At 59.8% G+C, this 20860-nt stretch carries 14 protein-coding genes; 8 read left to right on the top strand and 6 right to left on the bottom strand.

Annotated features, from left to right (window positions below; all coding sequences use genetic code 11):
- Positions 1-10: 10 nt before the first annotated feature.
- On the bottom strand, positions 11-940 hold the full coding sequence (locus FIV03_RS27700; RefSeq protein WP_173013967.1) for a histone deacetylase family protein: 930 nt from the start codon (positions 938-940) through the stop codon (positions 11-13).
- Positions 941-1713: 773 nt separating this feature from the next.
- Entirely contained in the window at positions 1714-2709 is a 996-nt protein-coding gene (locus tag FIV03_RS27695) for an L-threonylcarbamoyladenylate synthase (RefSeq protein WP_152511741.1), read from the bottom strand.
- A 314-nt stretch (positions 2710-3023) separates the two neighbouring features.
- On the opposite strand from FIV03_RS27695, the gene FIV03_RS27690 reads away from it, so the two are divergent.
- From FIV03_RS27690 to FIV03_RS27680, 3 genes are all read left to right on the top strand, one after another.
- Positions 3024-4805, top strand: coding sequence for an acyl-CoA dehydrogenase (locus tag FIV03_RS27690; RefSeq protein WP_152511740.1), 1782 nt, complete (start codon positions 3024-3026; stop codon positions 4803-4805).
- A gap of 21 nt (positions 4806-4826) precedes the next feature.
- On the top strand, positions 4827-5570 hold the full coding sequence (locus FIV03_RS27685) for a crotonase/enoyl-CoA hydratase family protein (RefSeq protein ID WP_173013966.1): 744 nt from the start codon (positions 4827-4829) through the stop codon (positions 5568-5570).
- A gap of 73 nt (positions 5571-5643) precedes the next feature.
- Entirely contained in the window at positions 5644-6507 is an 864-nt protein-coding gene (locus FIV03_RS27680) for an NAD(P)-dependent oxidoreductase (protein ID WP_062490086.1), read from the top strand.
- Positions 6508-6574: 67 nt separating this feature from the next.
- Here the strand turns inward: FIV03_RS27680 and FIV03_RS27675 are convergent, their stop codons facing one another.
- Positions 6575-7141, bottom strand: coding sequence for an NADPH-dependent FMN reductase (locus FIV03_RS27675; RefSeq protein WP_075283303.1), 567 nt, complete (start codon positions 7139-7141; stop codon positions 6575-6577).
- A 135-nt stretch (positions 7142-7276) separates the two neighbouring features.
- Here FIV03_RS27675 and FIV03_RS27670 point away from each other — a divergent pair, with 135 nt between their 5' ends.
- The 3 genes from FIV03_RS27670 to FIV03_RS27660 all read left to right on the top strand — a co-directional run bounded on the left by FIV03_RS27670 (position 7277) and on the right by FIV03_RS27660 (position 10308).
- Positions 7277-7687, top strand: coding sequence for a helix-turn-helix domain-containing protein (locus FIV03_RS27670; RefSeq protein ID WP_152511738.1), 411 nt, complete (start codon positions 7277-7279; stop codon positions 7685-7687).
- Positions 7688-7857: 170 nt separating this feature from the next.
- The gene (locus tag FIV03_RS27665; protein WP_152511737.1) at positions 7858-9405 is read left to right on the top strand and encodes an ankyrin repeat domain-containing protein; all 1548 of its coding nucleotides are present in this window, start codon (positions 7858-7860) and stop codon (positions 9403-9405) included.
- Positions 9406-9501: 96 nt separating this feature from the next.
- Complete coding sequence (locus FIV03_RS27660; protein ID WP_152511736.1) at positions 9502-10308, top strand: mechanosensitive ion channel domain-containing protein; 807 nt, start codon at positions 9502-9504, stop codon at positions 10306-10308.
- Positions 10309-10368: 60 nt separating this feature from the next.
- Here the strand turns inward: FIV03_RS27660 and FIV03_RS27655 are convergent, their stop codons facing one another.
- The 3 genes from FIV03_RS27655 to FIV03_RS27645 form a co-directional block, all read right to left on the bottom strand.
- Positions 10369-13362 (bottom strand): cation:proton antiporter, encoded by a 2994-nt coding sequence (locus FIV03_RS27655; RefSeq protein WP_152511735.1) that lies wholly within the window; start codon positions 13360-13362, stop codon positions 10369-10371.
- A gap of 96 nt (positions 13363-13458) precedes the next feature.
- A complete protein-coding gene (locus FIV03_RS27650) occupies positions 13459-14967 on the bottom strand; it encodes a hypothetical protein (protein ID WP_152511734.1) in 1509 nt (502 codons plus the stop codon).
- A 139-nt stretch (positions 14968-15106) separates the two neighbouring features.
- Positions 15107-16018, bottom strand: coding sequence for a DMT family transporter (locus FIV03_RS27645; RefSeq protein ID WP_173013965.1), 912 nt, complete (start codon positions 16016-16018; stop codon positions 15107-15109).
- Positions 16019-16247: 229 nt separating this feature from the next.
- On the opposite strand from FIV03_RS27645, the gene FIV03_RS27640 reads away from it, so the two are divergent.
- Positions 16248-18410: a malate synthase G gene (locus FIV03_RS27640; protein WP_152511733.1), complete on the top strand. Its 2163-nt coding sequence runs from the start codon at positions 16248-16250 to the stop codon at positions 18408-18410.
- A 299-nt stretch (positions 18411-18709) separates the two neighbouring features.
- The gene (locus tag FIV03_RS27635; protein WP_152511732.1) at positions 18710-20812 is read left to right on the top strand and encodes an EAL domain-containing protein; all 2103 of its coding nucleotides are present in this window, start codon (positions 18710-18712) and stop codon (positions 20810-20812) included.
- Positions 20813-20860: the final 48 nt, after the last annotated feature.

The raw sequence follows: 20860 nt of genomic DNA, 5'->3' as shown, positions 1-20860 counted from the left end.
GCGGGATCGCTTAACCCGTCATCAGCGTCATGACATGGGCTGCGACCGATCGCGCCAGGCCCTCGAGATCGTATCCGCCTTCAAGGACGGAGATCAGGTGACCGTTGCTGTGGGCGTCGGCAACGTCCATCAGCGCGCGTGTTGCCCAGGCAAAGTCGGCCTCGACCAGATTAAGGCCCCCAAGCGGGTCGCGCATGTGCGCATCGAAACCTGCGGAAATGATGACCAGCTCCGGCGCGAAGTGATTGAGGCGAGGCAGCAGCAGGACTTCGAACGCTTCCTTGAAGCCGGTTCCATCCTCTCCCGGGGCCAGAGGTGCATTCACGATCGTGTTGGCTTCTCCGGTCTCCGAGGCGGCTCCCGAACCCGGATAGAGCGGCATCTGGTGGGTGGAGCAATATATTACCGTGGGGTCGTCCCAGAAAATGTCCTGCGTGCCGTTGCCGTGGTGAACGTCGAAATCGACGATGGCCACCCGCTCCAGTCCGAACTTTGCCTGCGCATAACGCGCGGCAACCGCTGCGTTGTTGAAAAAGCAGAAGCCCATGGCGCGGTCTTTTTCAGCGTGGTGGCCCGGTGGGCGAGAAGCGGAAAAGGCGTTGTTGACCTTTTTCGTCAAGACCTCGTCGACCGCACGGCATGCACCGCCAACGCCGCGAAGCGCTGCTTCCCAGGTGCCGGGCGACATGGTGGTGTCCGCATCAACCCGGGCTGTTCCTTCCGCCGGCGCCAGCCGGTGGATCTGGTCGACGTAGCTCATCGGGTGGGCGCGGGCGATGTCCTCAACGGTTCCCATGGGAGCGAGGTCGCGTTCCACGGACTGGAATTTTTCGTGCTCCAGGATCCTGTCGATCGCCCGGATCCGGTCCGGTCGCTCCGGATGCCCCACGGGTGTCAGGTGGTCGAGATAGGACGAATGATGCAGAAGCAAGGTAGACAAGGGGGCGTTTCCGGAAGGTCGATTGTTATCTTTTGTCGGCTCTGCATCAGAACGGTTGCCGGACAGGCTGTCAATTCCCGCATTGGAATAACGACTGCGGCAAAATTGGTGAGCCGCGGAAAGGAAAGCCGGGAGTTCGGGCGGGGCATTGAGCAAGTCAGATCAGACCCAACTCGGACCCCGATACCGGTTCCACCTCGGCTTGTCCCGCATCGAGGGAGGCGCATCGAGCGCGTTTGAGGCAGGTGACCTACATGAGGCAGCAGACTGGGCCAGTGTCGCACGCGTCCTGGTGTACCGGCTTCCGCTTCGGCTGGTCGGACTTGGGTCATGGAAAGGGAAGGTCAAAAAAAGGGGCCGGCTCTTTGCCGGCCCTTACCGAGGTGCGAGCACCGCAATGCCCGAGGGGAGGTCCGCTGCATCTCAAATCTGATTCTTAAACTACGTGATTCCAGTAAGGGAATGCGAGCTTTTTACCGTAATCCATTTGGGGCATGGTGTTGATAAGTTTGCAGTAGAGGGTCGTATCTCGATAGATATTGTATGGTTTGCTTAACCAAAATCGAGTTGCGAGGGCGACGGTTGCTTGTCCGTTAAAGCGGAAACTTGCGTCTCTCTTCGGTTAACTTAAGGCGGTCCGGATTCAGCTTGAATTTTAGCGCCTGCTTCCGAGTTGCTGTTTTTTAAGGCCTTTTGTTTTGGTGCCAAAGAATGCGCCAAATCATTGCCGGATAAATTTAGCCGGCTCATTCCATCGCAAGCGTTGGTCGGGGTCAGTCGCGTGGTGCCGCCGCGCGGCGTAGCCGATCGTTGATCGCTTCGCCCAATCCAAAGCTGGGGATAAACTGCACCTTGATGACGCGGACACCCCTAGCGTCCAGAAATCGCATGGCGCGAAACAGATTTGCGGCAGCTTCGGCAAGGTCACCTGCCGGGCTCAGGTTGAATTCAGCCTGTGCACTTTCAGCCCCTGGCAAACGATCAGCCCCGAATGAGAGCAGTCCGTCTGCGGCGTTCACCTCGCTGGCGTTCAGTATCATCGCAGCGTCGGGGGCATAGTGAGATGTTAACATGCCGGGGGCCGCCGGAGCGTCCGGCCGCATGTCGGGGCTCGCGCCTTGCAGCGATTGGCCAAGTACGCGTTCGATGTCCTCGCGGGCAAGGCCGCCTGGCCGCAACAGGCGCGGAGTTTCGTCAACAAGGCCGACGATGGTGGATTCTATGCCGACGGCACAAGCGCCCGCGTCAATGACGAAGCTGAGCGAAGGGCCGAGATCGGCAACGACGTCTTCTGCCCGTGTCGGACTGATCTTGCCCGAACGGTTTGCGCTTGGCGCGGCGAGGGGCCTGCCGGTCTTTTCCGCCAGAAATCGCATCACCGGACCGACCGGAGCCCGAAGTGCAACAGTCTGAAGTCCGGCAGTGGCCAGATCGGAAATCGGGGAATCCGGGCGTTTGGGCACGACCAGCGTCAAGGGGCCGGGCCAGAAGGCTTCAGCCAGTGCAAGTGCACGTTCGTCGAAAACACCATGCTCCAGAGCAGCATCCAGCGTCTGGACGTGGGAGATGAGCGGATTGAACTGGGGCCTGCCCTTGGCGGCAAAAATCTTTGCACAGGCCGTGCCGTTGGTGGCGTCGGCGGCAAGGCCGTAAACGGTTTCGGTCGGCACCGCCACAAGGTCACCCGCCATCAGGGCAGCGCACACAGCATCTGCTTCAGGCGCTGCCTTCCAGCCAGGTGCCGCGATGTCGAGCGTCCAAGTCCGCATGTGCCTCACTCGCTTGCGTATCCGGCAGTCGAGAGCTGCCCGGATGTGCGAAGATTTCGGTTTCGACAATGGCGGTACAATGAGTTCCGGAAGGGCTCGAGCCGACCGGACATGTCATTTCCGCAATTGACCAAAAAGACGATGACCTGCCGCTGCGATACGGGTTGACGTTAACGTCAACGGGTCTATTGTCCTTTCAAACCGCTGTCGATAGCGCCTTTTGCGGAGTAGCCTTGCCGCCGTCAAGCTCGGAACAGCGAAAACCGCCATCCGGCGGCAAGAATCGAAAGCCAATTGGTTTTGGGAGGACCTGAATGTATCGCGCACCCGTCGATGAGATTGCCTTCACTCTGAAACATGTCTGCGGTCTGTCCGACCTGCAAAAGAGTGCCCGTCATGCCGAACTCGGCGACGATCTTGTCGATGCCATCCTGACAGAGGCGGGCCGGTTCGCCGCCGAGGAAATCGCCCCTCTCAATGCTGTTGCCGACAAGCACGGCACACCGCTTGCCGATGGCAAGGTGTCTACTCCTCCAGGGTGGCGCGAGGCATATCATGCATGGATCGAGGGCGGCTGGAACAGCCTGACTGCCGATCCGGAGTCCGGCGGCCAGGGCCTGCCGGTGATGATGTCGGCGGCGGCGCTGGAAATGTGGAACTCCGGTTCAATGGCGTTCGCCATTGGGCCCACGCTGACCATCGGTGCTATCGAGGCGATGGAAAAACACGCTTCGGAAGAGCTCAAGGCCAAGTACCTGGAGAAGCTGGTATCCGGCGAGTGGATGGGCACCATGAACCTGACCGAGCCGCAGGCCGGTTCGGATCTGAACGCGCTCAAGGCAAAGGCCGAGCGTCGGGACGACGGCACCTACCGCATCTTCGGCCAGAAGATTTTCATTACCTACGGCGACCACGATCTTACCGACAACATCGTCCACATGGTGCTGGCGCGCCTGCCGGATGCGCCAGCAGGCACCAAGGGCATTTCGCTGTTCCTTGTACCGAAGTTCCTGGTCAACGACGACGGTTCCTTGGGTGAGCGCAACGACGTGAAGGTGGCCGGTGTCGAACACAAGATGGGCATTCACGGTTCGCCCACCTGCACCATGGTCTATGGCGACGAGGGCGGTGCCATCGGCTGGCTGGTCGGTGAGGAAAATCGCGGTCTGGCCTGCATGTTCACGATGATGAACAACGCTCGCCTTGCAGTCGGTATTCAGGGGCTTGGTGTGGCCGAGCGTGCCTATCAGCATGCGCTTGCCTACGCGCTGGAGCGCAAGCAGGGCAGGGCTCCCGGCGAGACCGGCGAAGGCATGAGCCCGATTGCCCGCCACCCGGATATCAAACGCATGCTGCTTGGCATGAAGGCGCGCACGCAGGTTGCCCGCGCCATCTGTTACGCCTGCGCCCACGCCATCGACATGTCGAAGATTGCCGAAGACGAAGCCGGCAAGACCTTCTGGAACGAGCGTGCAAGTCTGCTGACGCCGATCGCCAAGGCGCTGCCGACCGACTTCGGCGTCGAGGTCGCTTCGCTGGGTATTCAGATACACGGCGGCATGGGCTTCATCGAGGAAACCGGCGCCGCACAACATCTGCGCGACGCGCGCATCGCCCCGATTTATGAAGGCACCAATGGTATCCAGTCCATCGACCTGGTCATGCGCAAGCTGCCGCTGTCCGGCGGTGAACACATCAAGGGCTTCATCGCGGAGCTGCAGACCGTGGCCGACGAGGTTGCTGCCTCCAACCGCCCTGAATTCGGTGCCACCGCGGATCGGCTCTCGGCCAGTATCCGGGATCTTGAGGAAGCAACGAGCTTCATGCTGAGCGCGCAGGCGGACGGCAGGATCGGCGATGCCCTGGCCGGGGCGACGCCCTATCTGCGGCTGGCCGGACTGACCCTGGGCGGCGCCTTGCTTGCCAAGGGGGCGCTTGCCTCGACAGGTGAACCGGCACAGCGGCTGTCAGAACGTACGCTGCTTGCCCGCAGTTTCTGTGAAACCACAATGGGGGAAACCGCCGGTTTGAAGTCGGATATTCTTCTGTCCGCCGAAGCAATTCAGGCGTTCGACGCCGAAGCCCTGGCGTCCTGAACCGCCTGATCGGAGTAGATGATGATCCGCAAGTCCCTTGAAGACGGTGTCCAGACCCTGCGTCTGGACCGGCCGGAAAAGAAGAATGCCCTGACCGGGCAGATGTACAGTGATCTCGCCGAAGCTCTGGAAACAGGCAACACGGATGCGGATATTCGCTGCCATCTGATTTGCGGCCTGCCGGAAGTTTTTACCGCCGGCAACGATATTGGCGACTTCCTGCAATACGCTGGCAAGACCGGGCTTGGTGAAACACCGGTCGTCCGGTTCCTGAGGGCTCTGGTTCGCAACGAAAAGCCGTTGGTTGCCTCGATAGACGGTATTGCCATCGGTGTCGGTACAACCTTGCTGATGCATTGCGACATGGTGTTTGCCAGCCCGCGCGCCCTCATCCGTTCCCCCTTCGTCGATCTTGGGCTTGTTCCGGAGGCAGGGTCCAGCCTGCTCGGACCTCAGATCATGGGGCCGGCCCGGGCCTTTGAGCTGCTCTGCCTCGGCAACGCCTTTTCGGCCGAAAAGGCGGCACAGGCCGGACTGGTAAACGAGGTTGTCGAAGGTGACGTCGACGCGGCGGCACTTGCCTGCGCGAAGGAAATCGCCGCTAAGCCACCCGAAGCAATGGCGCTTTCCAGAAAGCTTCTGCGCGGCGACACAGCTCGGCTGTCCGAGCGCGTAGAGGAAGAAATCAGGATCTTCGCCAGCCGGCTGAGTGCGCCGGAAACGATAGCTGCCTTCCAGGCTTTCATGACGAAAAAGAAGGCCTGAGCCACGTTTGCTCGGATGAGAAAATTTCAGACCGCAAGGTTGTCGCCGGAGAGCGGCTTACGGAGGAACCACCATGTCCCTGAAGGGCAAGACACTTTTCATCACTGGCGCGTCGCGCGGGATCGGCAAGGCAATTGCGCTGCGGGCCGCGCGTGACGGAGCCAACGTTGCCGTCGCCGCCAAAACAGCCGAGCCACATCCCAAACTGGAAGGCACGATCTATTCCGCGGCCGAGGAAATCGAGGCGGCAGGAGGCAAGGCATTGCCTGTGCTGCTCGACGTGCGTGACGACGAAGCGGTCAAGGAAGCGATGGACAAGACCGCGGCGCATTTCGGTGGGCTCGACATTCTGGTCAACAACGCCAGTGCCATTCAACTGACCCCGCTGCAGCAGACCGACATGAAGCGGTTCGATCTGATGCACCAGATCAACACCCGTGGAACGCTTGCCTGTTCCAAGCATGCCATCGAACATCTTAAACAGTCCGACAACCCGCATATCCTGATGCTGTCGCCCCCTCTGGACATGCAGGAGAAATGGTTCGCGCCCTTCACGCCCTATTCGATCGCCAAATACGGAATGAGCCTGGTGGTGCTGGGGCTGGCAGGCGAGCTGCGCTCCAAGGGAATTGCGGTCAACGCGCTATGGCCACGCACGACCATCGCGACTGCGGCGATCAAGAACATCATCGGCGGTGACAAGATGATGCAGCAGAGCCGGACGCCGGACATTCTGGCCGATGCGGCCTACGAGATCTTCACCACACCGTCGAAGGAATTTACCGGACAGTTCGTCATTGACGACACGTTCCTGGCCAGTCGCGGTGTCACCGATTTCGACAAGTATCGGGTGGACCCGAGCCTGGCACTGGCACCCGATTTCTTCGTACCTGACGAGAGCAAGGCGCCATGCGACCTGGGGCCGGTCAAGAAGTAGAACCTGGTCTTCCAGACTGTTCAGAAGATCTAGGGGCCGCCGGATAGACATCCGGCGGCCTTGTCTTTTAACCGCGCATGGTTTTCAGGGCGGTTGCCCACTTGGTCAGCTCGCCCAGAAGCTGGGTGGTGCCTTCGCTCATCTTGTCGTTCGGCGTGAAGACGCTTTCGTCGTTGATGAATTCCGGGAAGAAGGGAACCGGAACCACCTGCGGCAGAGCCATTACGTTGACGTTGCCAAGCAGTTCGCGCAGCGTCTGCGACGCGCGCAGGCCACCGGAAATGCCGCCGTAGCTGATGATGCCGGCCGGCTTGTAGTTCCATTCGCGGTAAAGCACCTGCACGGCATTCACCAGCGATGCCGGCGCGAAATAGTCGTATTCCGGGGTCAGGAACAGGAACGCGTCTGCGTCGGCGACAATGCTGCTCCAGCGCTTGGTATGGTCGTGGGTGTATTGCTGGGCAGCCGGATGCGCCGGCTCGTCCAGAAGCGGCAGGTTGATGTCGGCGAGATCGATGCTTTCCACCTCGAAGCCGCCATGCGCTTCGGCGGCACTGGCTGCCCATTTCGCGATCGTCGGCCCGACGCGGCCAGGCCGGGTCGACCCGGAGATGATCTTCAGTTTCAGCGACATGATGAATTCCTTGAGAAACAAAAGCTTGGGAGGAGTATCCAGACGATACCTCGGTATACGTTGGATACCGGTATGAAATGATGTAAGACTGAGCCGGCCGCAAGACGGCACTTTTTGGAAACCGAGGTATCCTTGATGAAACCACTGGCAAAACCCGTCGAAGAGCTGCCGCGTGAACAGTTGCCGCACCACGAGGATCCGCGCTGCGTGCCGGTCCGACGACTGCTGCAAACTGTCGGCAGCAGATGGTGCAGCCTGGTGGTTGCCCATCTTGAATATGAACCGCGCCGGTTTTCCGATCTCAAGCGGTCGATTGGCGGCGTGACCCAGAAATCCCTGACAGCGACCTTGCGGGAACTTGAAAAGGACGGCCCGGTCAACCGCGTCGTGACCCCCAGCATTCCCCCGCGTGTCGACTATTCGCTGACGCCGCTCGGCCGGACGCTTCTGGTGCCACTGAAAGCGCTCACCAACTGGGCGATCGAGAACGAAGCCGCTGTCTCCTCGGCTCGAGAACGGTTCGAGAGGGAGAACGGTTCGGACTGACCTCCGGGGTTGCAATCCGTTGTGTCCTCATGCAATTTGGCGTCGCCGACGAGGGCGGCTGCCGGATCCGCGGAAAGCGAAAGCACCCTGACTTCTGACGCCATATGCCGGTTTTTCACCTGCGCCCGACACCAGCGGATCGCCCGGGCTTTTGACACAGGAGAAAAGCCATGTCCGCAGGACTTGCAACTTCCCTCGACGACTTCAAGAAATTCGCACGCCGTCTCAGAAAAGCCTTTCTGAAAGGCGAGGCGGAAGCCACTGAACGCGTTTCTGCCCACGTAGACCCCTCAAAGCCCCTCTGCCACGCGGATTTTCTTCATGTCATTGCCCGTGAAGCCGGTCATGACAGCTGGCCGAAGCTGAAATTCACCCTCGAAGCAGCATCCCTGAGCAGGGATGAGCGGGCAGAGCGTTTGAAACAGGCGCTCTATTTCGGCCAGCATTGGGTTACGGAAAAACTGCTTGCCGATGACCCGACGCTGAAGGACGACAATTTCGGCCTTCAGGTTGCCCTTTGCGACCTCGACGCCGTTCGCGGGGTGGTGGCAGCGGACCCTGCAGCCGCCACGCGCCTGGTGGGTGTACGCTCGCCGATCCTGCATCTGGCTTTTTCCAAGGAAATACATCGGCGTCCGGAACGGGCGGCAGACATGATTGCCATTGCCGAACTGCTGGTCGCCAACGGCGCGGATGTGAATGACGGTTACCCGGAAAGGCCGGGCGACAAACACATGCTGTCCGCGCTCTACGGCGCTTTGTGTCACGCGGATAATTTCGACCTTGGCCGTTGGTTGCTGGAACAGGGAGCCAGTCCCAACGATAACGAAAGCCTCTACCATGCCACCGAGCTTGAGCATCCGCGTGCACTCGAACTGCTTCTGAAGCATGGTGCGCAGCCGGATGGGACCAATGCCTTGCCGCGTGCACTCGATTTCGATGATGAAACAAAGGTCCGTCTGCTCCTGGAAGCCGGAGCCGATCCGAACATCACCGTGCCGGATCATCCGAGCGGCCAGCCCATGAACACGATTCCCTCCCTACATCAGGCAGCCCGGCGCGGTGGCTCGGTGAAGGTTGTCGAGCTGTTGCTTGCCCATGGCGCCGATCCGGACGCGGTTTGGGACGGCCATACCGGATACGCCATGGCGTTGATTTACGGCAATCTGCCGGTCGCCAAATACCTGGCGGAGAAAGGTCATGCGCACACGCTGGACCGGAACGAACAGGTTCTGGCCGCCTGCGCCGAGGGAAAGGCAAATCCTGGTAGTTTCGATACTGCGCGTCTGAGCAAGGAAGACAAAAGCCTGCTGACCCGGCTCGCCTTCATGCCAGGCAAGCTGGAACACATGAAGGCGCTGATTGCGGCCGGACTGGACCCGAATGAGCCCGACGACATGGGACTGCCGCCTTTGCAGGTGGCGGGCTGGAACGGCCTTGCGGATGAAATGGCCTATTTCCTCTCGCTTGGACCGGATCTTACCCGCAAGAACCGCTTTGGTGGCGATGCTCTCGACACTGTCGTCCACGGTTCGGAATTTGCCCCGAAACGCCGTGAAGCCGATCACATCGCCTGTGCACGCCTGCTGCTTGAGGCCGGCAGCTTGCTTGATCCGCGCTGCATCAGTGGATGCGGCAACGAGGAAATGGCACAGTTTCTCGAGGATTGGCTTGCCGGTTCAGCCGATGAAGCCAGCTCCCCGGCAATATTCCGGTAAGTTACAGCAATCTCAGGGTGCATTGCTGGCCAGTGCCTAAATCTGCTGATAGTACTTCCACGTATTCAAGTGATTGCATGGGAACGGAGGGACTTCATGGAAAGCGCAATCGACCAGGTGAGCGTCTATACGCCACTGATCATCAACGCAGTGAAAGCCATCATCGTTCTGGTGATCGGCTGGTTTCTGGCCGGCTTCCTGTCGAGCATCGTCAAGAGCAGGATCGTGGCTCACCCGCGCATCGACGACACGATCGGCAGCTTTGCCGCATCCATCGTTCGCTGGCTGATCCTGCTCATCACGGTTATCGCGGTTCTGCAGCTCTTCGGCATTCAGGCCACCAGTCTCGTTGCCGTGCTGGGCGCCGGTACACTGGCCATCGGCCTGGCGTTGCAGGGAACATTGAGCGACATCGCCGCAGGCGTGATGCTGATCATCTTCCGGCCCTACAAAATGGGCCAATATGTCGATATCGGCGGAACGTCCGGAACGGTGAAGGATCTCAACATCTTCGTCACCGAGCTTGTGACACCGGACAACGTTCAGATCATCATGCCGAACGGCAAGGCCTGGGGCACGGTCATCACCAATTTCTCGGCGCATTCCACCCGGCGTCTCGATCTGACCTTCGGCATCGACTATGGCGACGATATCGACAAGGCGGTGCAGATCATTCTCGATGTCGCCAACGCGGACGAGCGCGTTCACAATGATCCGGAGCCCTGGGTCCGGTTGACCAATCTGGGAGACAGTTCGGTCGATCTTGGCGTCAGGCTGTGGTGTGATGCCGCAAACTACTGGGAACTGAAGTTCCACATGCTGAAGTCGGTCAAGGAAGCGTTTGATGCCGGTGGCATCTCCATTCCCTATCCGCATTCGGTCGAAATTCAGAAAGCCGGATAATACGGCGTACCATCGCCGCAGGGGAACGTCCGCTGCGGCGATTGTATTCCAATCAGGGGCCTATGCCGTCTCGCGGGTCTTGGTCTTAGGCTTTCGAATTTCCTCAGGCTCGCTCGTGGCGGCGGCCTTTTCAGTTGGTTCCGTCTTGCCCTGGTCCGGTGCTGATGCGTCCGCAGCAGAAGCTTCAAGGCCTTTCGAGCGTGGCTGCGCGTCTTCAGCGCCACCCTTTTCCGGTTCCGCATCGGCAGAGCCGGCGTCGCTCTTGGCGGCTTCCTGTAATTCTTTGCCTTCTTCGTCGTGGCTGCCGTTGTCCTTCTCCGACAGAGACGGCTCTTCAGGCGTTGCAGTGACGGTATCCGCCGCGCTCAACTTCTCCATCAGCGACGGGTCATTCTGCGCGTCCGCCTCATCGAAGGTGAGAATTTCGGTTTCTGTTTCTCCTGCATCAGGCTCCGCAAGAACGGTCTCCGGGGACAGCTCCTCACCGGTCTGGTTGCTGGTTCTGATCTCGGTGAAAATGGGAAAGACAGGATCTTCCATTTCCGTTTCACCATCGTCCAGGTTCATAAGCTGACGCCGTTTGGTCAGCATGGCGACGTGGTTGCGCAAGTCCTCGTTTTCGGCCAGCAGCGCCTTGAAGTCCTGCGCCCGGAGGCTGAGCAACTGGCAATAACCGAGTGCGACGACATCCGCGCTGCGGCGGCCGCCGGTCATCAGCGCGATTTCACCAAACACGTCACCACGGCCAAGACGGATGTTGTGGCTGGGTGCACGCACTTCCACAGCGCCGGACGCAATGAAATAGGCAGCATCACCGCGGTCGCCCTTGCGGATCAGTTTCTCGCCCGGTGTGGCGAACTGCGGCCGCATCATCCGGCGAATGGCCTTTTGCTGCTTGCGGGTGAGGTCCGCAAACAGCGGATGCGCGCTGACGAGTTCGCGGGTCTTCAGGCCAAGATCGAGTTTAGGCCGCGTGTGACAGGCTTTTCGGGTCCGTTCGACATCCCGCAGAAGGTCGCGATGCAGCTCGGTGCCGATCAGCATCTGCTCCTTGGCTTCGTCATAGGCGGTTTCTTCCAGCCGGACGCCGGCCTTGCGCAGGAACTGTCCTTCCAGGGCGTCGGCGTAATCCGGATACTGCAGGCGCAGGGCATCGATGGCTGCAAGGGTCTCGTCCTGCCGGATCGCCAGGGTGTCCTGCAGAATGTCGGCAACACGGTCACCGAGCAGGGGGCGTATCCGCTTGTTGTTGAAATCGACCAGCTCGTCGGCAAGGATCCGGTAAACCAGCAGGAATTCGAACCGGTCGGCAAGCCGGATGGCCAGCGGCCGGGCAATCCTGAGCCGCCGCTGCAGCGTCTGGGCGAGGCGGAAGCCGAGGCCGAATTTCAACGGCTGACGGGCAGCCTGATTGTAGCCGGACCGGCCGTCGCTTCGTGTCAGGTCGCCGGTACGTCCGGTCAGGGCCAGGAACCGCGAAACAGACCGTCCGGAGATGGTCTTTTCATGGAAATGCTCCAGCACGAGCTGCTGTTCCCGGTCGGCCAGCGCAATCAGGCCAATGCGCACGCGGTCCCAGTCCTTCAGTTCTTCCAGCTTGTTGGTTTCCGCAGCTGCGGCTTCCGCACGGCTCTCGTAGTCTTTCAGCACATCGTCCGTGACGCGCGGTGCAATGTGATAGTTGCGGGCGGCGGTTTCCAGCTCGTGCCGGACGTCTGACAAAGCCAGGGCCAGGAACTGTGTTCGCAAGGCCTCGTCGCGGGCATTCAGCTTGTCGAGGCCGAGCAGCCGGATCAGTGGCTTCAGACTGGTGCCGTAAACCAGCAGCGTGAACAGGACGAAGCCCGTCGCCAGTTTGGTGACGAAGACCGACACTTCGTCCGAGAGCATCGCATGCTCGGACACGCTGAGCGCCAGCGTCAGCGTGACGGCGCCGCGCATGCCGCCCCACAGGATCACCGTCTTGTAGCGGTCGTTGACCGCCTGTCCCATCCGGAACACGCTGAGCACCGGCAGCAGTCCGAAGATGACGACCGCACGGGCGGCCAATGCGGCGACGATGACGACGAACAGCAACAGGATGTCGACTGGCGTGAAGCCTTCCACGAAACGCGGGATCAGGATGGCTGACAGGAGGAAGATGAGCGAAGCAGCCCAGAAGGAGATCTGCTCCCAGACCGCATGGAGAAACTGCCAACTGGCCGGCTGAATGCGGGCCGGGCCGTAAAGGTTGAACACCGTGCCCGCACAGACGACGGCAACAACGGCGGACACGTCAACGAACTGGTCGCTGAGCACATAGGTGCCATAGGGCAGTGCCAGGCTCAGGGTCACCTGTGCCAGCGGAATGTCGCGCATGATGGGCAGAAGGGAAACCGCAATCCGGCCAAGCAGCGCCCCCACGATGATGCCGCCGGCGAAAGATCGGCAGAAGGCAATGGCGGCTTCGCCTACGGTCATGGTCTCGTGACCGGCCAGCATGTGCAGCAGGATGACGAAGATCACGATGGCGGCAGCATCGTTCAGCAGGCTCTCGCCTTCCACGATGCGGCCGAGCCGCGCAGGCGCGCCAATGTCCCGGAAGATGGCGACAACGGCAACCGGGTCCGTCGTGGCGACAATCGAGCCCAGCAGCAGGCAGGCGATCAGCGTGATGTCGGTGAGCGAAAACAGCGTTGCCAGCGGATAGAGGGCAAAGCCGATAAAGGCTGTTGCGACGAAGACGGCGACAACCGCCATCAGCAGGATCGGGGCAATGTCCTCGACGATCCGTCGAACTTCCAGAGTGAGTGCGGTTTGAAACAGAAGGATTGGCAGAAAAATGTAGAGGATCATCTCCGAATCCAGAGGGGGATTGATGAAGACGTCCGCAATAGCGTTGAAGGCATTCGTTTCGGCAGTGTAGCGCAGATAGATCGCCAGAATGCCGATCATGGTGCCGACCGTTGCCAGCAAAACGCTGGGCGCCAGCCCAAGCCGTCTGGCAAGGGGCTGCAGCAGGGAAATCGTAATCAGGAGCAGCGCGAAAGCGCCTGTAATTAATGGAGTTTCCATGTCGTTATGGTGCACCGCGATTGCGGCAATTTCAAATTGGCCTTCCAAAATTATTGCCGCCACGGGCAATAGGGCACAGGATTACGCGCAAATGCGTTAACGTCCGAATGCTTTTCGGAATGGCCATGTAAGAAATCTCACCCAGTCGCCGACAAAGAGCCAGATCATCGCCGGAACCAGCATGATCAGTGCAAACGGCAGGAAGAAGACGATCTTCACGAGCTTGAGCGGCAAAGAGGGAGCATCGGCGGCAGCACGCTTGCCCAGCACGAAACGCCAGAACCTGTTCCACCAGCGCCAGAGATACCAGCTCATGAACAGCGTCACGACGGAAAGGACCGCGAGCAGGATCAGGTCGAAATTTGATATCCAGGGTATCCAGCGGCTTTCGACTTCTTCCGTGTGCTCGGGGTCCTCGCCATTGCGGTGAATGGTCCTGACACTTGTGCGCAAGCTTGCGTCCAGCAACCAGCCTGCGAGCGTATAATCGTCTCCGGCAGACGCAGACACCTGAGGGGACGTCGTTACGGGGTTCGCTGCCGGGCTGAAACGGGCGGCGGTAACAAGGCGGAAGTTTCGTTCATCGGCAGCGTGGATCAGTGTCGTGCTGTTCGGAGGCGAAAGTGCCTTGAGCAGATCCGCCTGGGTCATTGCCGACTGCGCGGCCTCGAAGCGCTTTTCGAGCGCTGTTCTTGAAAACCAGCTTTTGCCGGGCTGAACCAGAGACTTGCTTTCCACAAGCATCAGGTTGACCCGCTGGCTTTCAGCCGCCTTCTGAAATGCGTCGAGGTCGATTTCCCGCAAGGACTTGCCGTCACGCACGCTGAGCTGAGGCCGACCGGTTTGCGGGTGCGGGGTGATGCGGCCGGTGACAACCAGCGTCCTGTTTTTGTATGTCGCCAGGCTGGAGGCCAGAATGTCGGCATTCAGGTCGGCAATCATGTCTCCGGGACCTGACGCATTGGCTGCCCCGGAGCTGTTGAACCGCGCCATCTTGAGATCCGCGCGTTTAACCGGCCGGGACAGGAACCTGATGTTTCCGTCGAGCGCCCTTGCGGTTGCCGGATTGATCAGGACGTCTGGAGAAAGCGCAACCGCAAGCCGTGTGCCATTTGAAGCGCGGATCGGTTTCAGGGTGTAGGTCTTGCCATTTGGCCTCACCATCACCGGCCGGGCTTTGGGGGGCAGGCTATCCAGCTGGTCCCGAAGCTTGAAAAAATCGGTTTCCCGAAGCGCAAGTTGCAGGGTGTCGGGCACAGGAGCCTTGCCCGGGAGATCGCCCGCAAGTGGCCGGTGGGCTTGTCTGGCGGCATCATCCAGGGCATTCGGCAAGTCGTGCAGGGAGGAGAGCTGAAGGCTTTTCCCGTCAGGCGTGACAAGCTGCCAGGCGTTGCCGGGTGCCGGCATCAGGGCAAGGGATGCAGCACCTGTGACCTTGGGCAACCGCTTTGCAAGGGAGGCGCCTTCATCGAGAAGATGCTTGGGCGTGTCGATATGCTTGCCTGCGGACCCCGCCGCATCGCCTGCTTCCCGCGCAAGCCGCGACAACAGTCCGGCGTCGGCGCTCGAGACAACACACAAGGTGGCTGCCACGAGGGCAAACACGCGGAGAGAACCTTTGAAACTGCGCAACACGCCTGAAATCCCGGTCAGATAGAAAAGGTGTATCCAAAAAACTCAAAACGGCAGCAAGGATAATGGGCTGCGACCCGGTTGCAACTGGGTCGGCACTGTGCCGATCCGCTTAACCTACCTTGCGCTCCGATAGCCAGATGCCGCCGATTACCAGCGCCAGAGCGGTGCCGTGGTACCATTTGAACGGTTCTCCGAGGATGGAGACCGCCAGTATGGCGGCAAAGATCGGCACGAGGTTGATAAAGACCCCTGCGCGCGCCGGTCCGATCAGTTCGACACCTCGCATGAAGAAGATCTGCGCGAGGCAGGAGGGAAACAGCGCGATATAAAGGACCACGAGCCAGCCCTGGAGGGACGGCCACTGAACGGTGCCGGCAGCGATGTCGTATGCAAGTCCGGGCAGTGATGTGATGGCCGCAATGCCGGACAGAACCGCAAAGAAAGCCAGTGGTGAGACCTGCGGCCGGTCACGCAGGGCAAGCGTATAGCCGGAATAGAGCACACAGGCGATCAGCATGACGCCATCGCCCGGATTGACGGCAAGCGCCAGCAGCACGTCCAGGCTGCCCTGGGCGGCAATCAGCGTCACCCCGGCAAGCGTCAGCAGAATGCCGATCACCTGCAGGGCTCGGATCCTGCTGCCGAAGGCAATCATGGAACCGATCAGAACAAGAATCGGAACGGATCCCTGGATAATGCCAAGGTTGACGGCCGTGGTTTCCGTCGCAGCGATGTAGAACAGGGTGTTGAACCCGATGAACCCGAAGACGGCCATCAGCACCATGCGGAACGAATAGGGCCGCATCAGCGGCCACTCCGCACGTATGTGCCGCCATTGCAGCGGGACCAGGATGCCTGCAACGATCACCCAACGCAGGAACACCACCACCATCGGAGACACTTCCCCCACCGCAAGGCGGCCGGCGACGGTGTTGCCGCCCCAGAACAGCGTGGTCAGGGCCAGCATCAACAGGGCGTTGCCGTAGGTCAGGTCGCCTACACGTTTAACCAGCGAAAACATGAAAACCGTTGCGTGGAAGATGGAGTGGAAACCCATCGGTAACGGATTGGCGGGCGCAGGCAAAGGGCTATCTTTTTGTATACCGACTTATACTGTTGGAGATAATGATCTGGATCTTTTCCAAAATGGAAAAAGTCATCCAATCGACCCGGCAATTGACGATTGCGTGTTAAGACCCCAAAACACGGGCTAATATCAGACATTCAAGTTCGTTTAGGGGAGCTGACAGATGACAGGCCGCGTCGATGCCCATGGATTGCAAGTTGCCAGGGTTCTTTATGACTTCGTCAATGAAAAGGCCCTTCCGGATACCGGCGTCGATCAGGACCATTTCTGGAAAAGCCTGTCCAGCCTGATCCACGATCTTGCACCGAAGAACCGGGCACTGCTGGCAAAGCGCGACAGCCTGCAGGAAAAGATCGATATCTGGCACAAGGCCAACCCCGGTACTCCGGACATGGACGGCTACAAGACCTTCCTGACGGAAATCGGTTACCTGGTGCCGGAAGGTGCGGACTTTGCCGTTGGTACCGCCAATATCGATCCGGAAATCGGCTCTGTCGCGGGCCCGCAGCTTGTCGTTCCGGTGATGAACGCGCGCTATGCGTTGAATGCCGCCAACGCCCGCTGGGGCTCTCTTTACGATGCGCTTTACGGCACCGATGCGATGGGCTCTCTGCCGGCAGGCAAGGGATTTGATCCGGCACGCGGTGCCGAGGTGATCGCCTATGCACGCAAGGTCCTGGATGAAGCTGCTCCGCTGGCTGATGGAAGCTGGTCCGACGTGACCGGTTTTGCCATTGAAGGCGAAGCTCTGGTTCTTTCCACCAAAACGGGCTCCACGAGCCTTGCCGACAGTTCGCAGTTTGCCGGCTATTCCGGGGACAACGCGGCTCCCTACAAGGTCCTGCTGGTCAGAAACGGTCTGCACCTTGAAATCGACATTGATGCGCAGCATCCGATCGGCAAGGCCGATGCCGCCCACATCGCCGACGTGATCCTGGAATCGGCCATGTCCACGATCATGGACTGCGAGGATTCCGTTGCCGCGGTTGACGCGGAAGACAAGGTCGTCGTCTACACCAACTGGCTTGGCCTGATGAAGGGCGACCTGGAAGAAACCTTCGTGAAAGGCGGCGAAACTGTTACCCGCCGCATGAATGGCGATCGCAATTACACCGCTCCCGACGGCTCCGCACTGTCGCTGCACGGACGCTCGCTTCTGCTGGTGCGCAACGTCGGCCATCTGATGACCAATGATGCCGTACTCGACAAGGACGGCAACGAAGTGCCGGAAGGCCTCCTCGACGGCATGATCACTTCCCTGATCGCGCTGCACGACATTGGCCCGAACGGGCGGGAGCTCAACAGCCGGGCGGGCTCGGTCTATATCGTCAAGCCGAAGATGCACGGACCGGAAGAAGTGGCATTCGCCTGCGAGATCTTCAACCGCGTTGAAGATGCGCTGGGCCTTGAGCGCAACACGCTCAAGATGGGCATCATGGACGAGGAACGTCGCACCACGGTGAACCTGAAGGAGTGCATCCGCCAGGCCAAGGACAGGGTGTTCTTCATCAACACCGGCTTCCTCGACCGGACCGGCGATGAAATGCACACGTCCATGGAAGCCGGCCCGATGATCCGCAAGGGCGACATGAAGGCCGCGACCTGGATCAGTGCCTACGAGAACAACAACGTCGATGTCGGACTTGCCTGCGGCCTGCCGGGCCACGCGCAGATCGGCAAGGGCATGTGGGCGATGCCGGACCTTATGAATGCCATGCTGGAGCAGAAGATCGGCCATCCGATGTCCGGAGCGAACACGGCCTGGGTTCCGTCACCGACCGCCGCAACGCTCCACGCGCTGCATTATCACAAGGTTGCCGTGAAGGATCGTCAGAACGAGCTGAAGAGCCGCGCTTCCGCCAAGCTGGAAGACATTCTCTCCATTCCTGTTGCCGAACGTCCCAACTGGGCTCCGGAAGACATTCAGGCAGAACTCGACAACAACGCCCAGGGAATTCTGGGCTACGTCGTTCGCTGGGTTGAGCAGGGCGTTGGCTGTTCGAAGGTGCCGGACATCAACGATGTCGGCCTGATGGAAGACCGCGCAACGCTGCGCATTTCCTCGCAGCACATCGCCAACTGGTTGCACCATGGCGTTGTCGGCCGTGAGCAGGTTCTGGAAACCATGAAACGCATGGCCGCTGTCGTTGACGGCCAGAATGAAGGCGACCCGCTCTACCGGCCGATGGCGGCGGATTTCGACGGTTCGGTCGCCTTCCAGGCAGCTTGCGAACTGGTGTTCGAAGGCACCAGCCAGCCAAATGGCTACACCGAGCCGGTGCTGCATCGCCGCAGGATCGAGTTCAAGGCGAAAACCGCAGCCTGACATTTGTCACCAGGTCTTGAAGTTTCGGCCGCCGGGAGCGATCCCGGCGGCCGAAATCGTTATGATCCCCTGTTCCCGCAGAGCGTGTTTCTTCGTTTTGTGCTGCGCAATACGGGAATGGTAAACGGGTAAAAATCGAAGCAAACTGTCGACGATCGAAGAGACGCAGTCATCTCAAAAAATCTCAAGCATTTACAATCGGTTAAAGCGATTTACCAACCGTTATCCATGTTGCGGGGGATATAGGTGTTTTTACGACTTTAGAGCAGAAAAACGGTACCTTGCATCATCTGGAGTTGATGATGCTAACCGTCCTGTCTTGCATAGCTTTCGAGCACGACCCGTTGTTTGTTGCCCTGGCGGTAATAATCCTGACGGTCGGTGCCGTTTTGACTATGCGGCTGTTTGCGCGTGTCCGGCGGACACAGGGCGATCTCAAGTATCTCTGGCTGCTGTTGTCCGGCCTGATCGCCGGCGGTACGATCTGGAGCACGCACTTCGTTGCCATGATCGCCTACAAGAGCCCGTTCATCCTGGGTTACGATCTCAAACTGACGGCCTTCTCGCTGGTTATCGCCATTGCAGGGACGACAGCAGGACTTCTCGTCAGCAGTATTTCGCAGCGCTCGGCACTTATCGAGGTCGGGGGTGTCATTTTCGGTGCCTCTATTGCGGCGATGCATTTCATCGGGATCAAGGCGCTTCAGATATCCGGCATCATGATGTTGTCGACGCCTTACGTGGTTGTTTCCATCGTATTGGCTTGCGTCTTCTGCCTCATTGCCACCAGCCGTGTCGCCCGCCCGGTGACACGCTACTGCAAATACGGGGCTGTCCTCAGCCTGATCCTGGCCGTGGCCAGCCTGCACTTTGTTGCCATGGCTGGTGTCGAAATTCTGCCCCTGCGGCTGGATGGCAGCGTCAAGGACCTTGTCTCCAACCAGTTGATCGGCATCTCGGTGGTCTTCACCATGAGCGTCCTGTTGCTGTCGGCGATGATCACCTATTCGATCGACAGTGCGAACTCCCAGGTTGCCGAAAGCAGGGTCAACCACATTACTCATCACGACCCGCTGACCGGTCTGCCGAACCGCCGGGCACTCGACCGCCATCTCGATAGTTTCCTGACCAGGTATGCTGCCGACAATGCCCGGGTCGTCGTGCTCAACTGCAGTCTGAGCCGGTTCAAGGAAGTCAACGAAGTGCACGGCCATGCGTGCGGAGATGCCCTGCTACGGCACGTTGCCAAGCATCTGTCGGAGAACCTCGAGGCCGATGAATACATCGCCAGGAATGGCGGCGTTGAATTCGTGATCGTCGGCAAGCCGGTCTATTACCGGGGCTACATACTTGACCTTTGCAAGCGCATCCAGAAGACGGTCGCTCAGCCACTGCTCTGGCAGGGCGAAGAAATCCGCGTCAGTTGTAGTGTCGGCTACGCGAACTATCCCGATCACGCGTCGTCGGGTGTGCAGTTGATCGAAGCCGCGGAGCGGGCCATGCACCGTGCCAAGGCTGCCGGCGGCAATGCCGCGCTTTGTTATGACGTCGAGCTGGATCAACAGACCCGCGAGCGCAGCGCCCTTGCCATGGACCTGCGCAATGCCCTGAAGAACGGCGAGTTCGAGCTTTATTATCAGCTTCAGAACGATGTCATGACCCGGGAAGTCACCGGCACGGAAGTTCTGCTGCGCTGGAACCATCCGCAGCGCGGCATGATCCCGCCGTTCGAGTTCATCCCGATTGCGGAAGAGACCGGCCAGATCCGTGAAATCGGCGCCTGGATCATTCGCACCGCCTGCCGTGAGGCAGCGTCCTGGGACAACCGGGTCAAGATTGCGGTCAACGTGGCGCCAGTGCAGCTTGCCGACAGCAGCTTTCCGGATGTCGTTGCCCACGCCTTGAAGGAAAGCGGCCTGTCACCGGAACGTCTCGAACTGGAGATCACCGAGACCGGCATCATCGCCGACACATCGCACGCGCTTCAGATCATCCACCAGCTGAAACGTCTCGGAATTCGCATCGCCATGGACGACTTCGGCACCGGCTATTCGTCGCTTGCCACACTGCAGGCCTTTCCGTTCGACAAGATCAAGATCGACCGGGAGTTCGTCAAGGATCTTGGGGGCAACAAGCAGTCAGAAGCGATCGTCAAGGCAACGATCATTCTGGGTGAAAGTCTCAATATTCCGGTGCTGGCCGAAGGTGTGGAAACCGAAGACCATCTCGGCTTTCTTGCTTCGCAAGGGTGCAACGAGGTTCAGGGCTTCCTGTTTGGCCGGCCCATGCCGGTGGCCGACGTTCGCCGTGCCTTGATGACCTCAACCGCCATCCGGGTCGAAGAACCGGTTCCGCCCGCTGAGCCCGCGCAGGACATGACCCTGATCAGCAAGGTGGCCTGAGGCGGCGTCGGTCTGAAGAAAGACACCAGCCTTCTTTCCCGTCACCCC

Source organism: Labrenzia sp. THAF187b (assembly GCF_009363375.1).
Lineage (GTDB): Bacteria > Pseudomonadota > Alphaproteobacteria > Rhizobiales > Stappiaceae > Roseibium > Roseibium algicola.
This window is presented reverse-complemented; position numbering and strand designations above follow the sequence as displayed.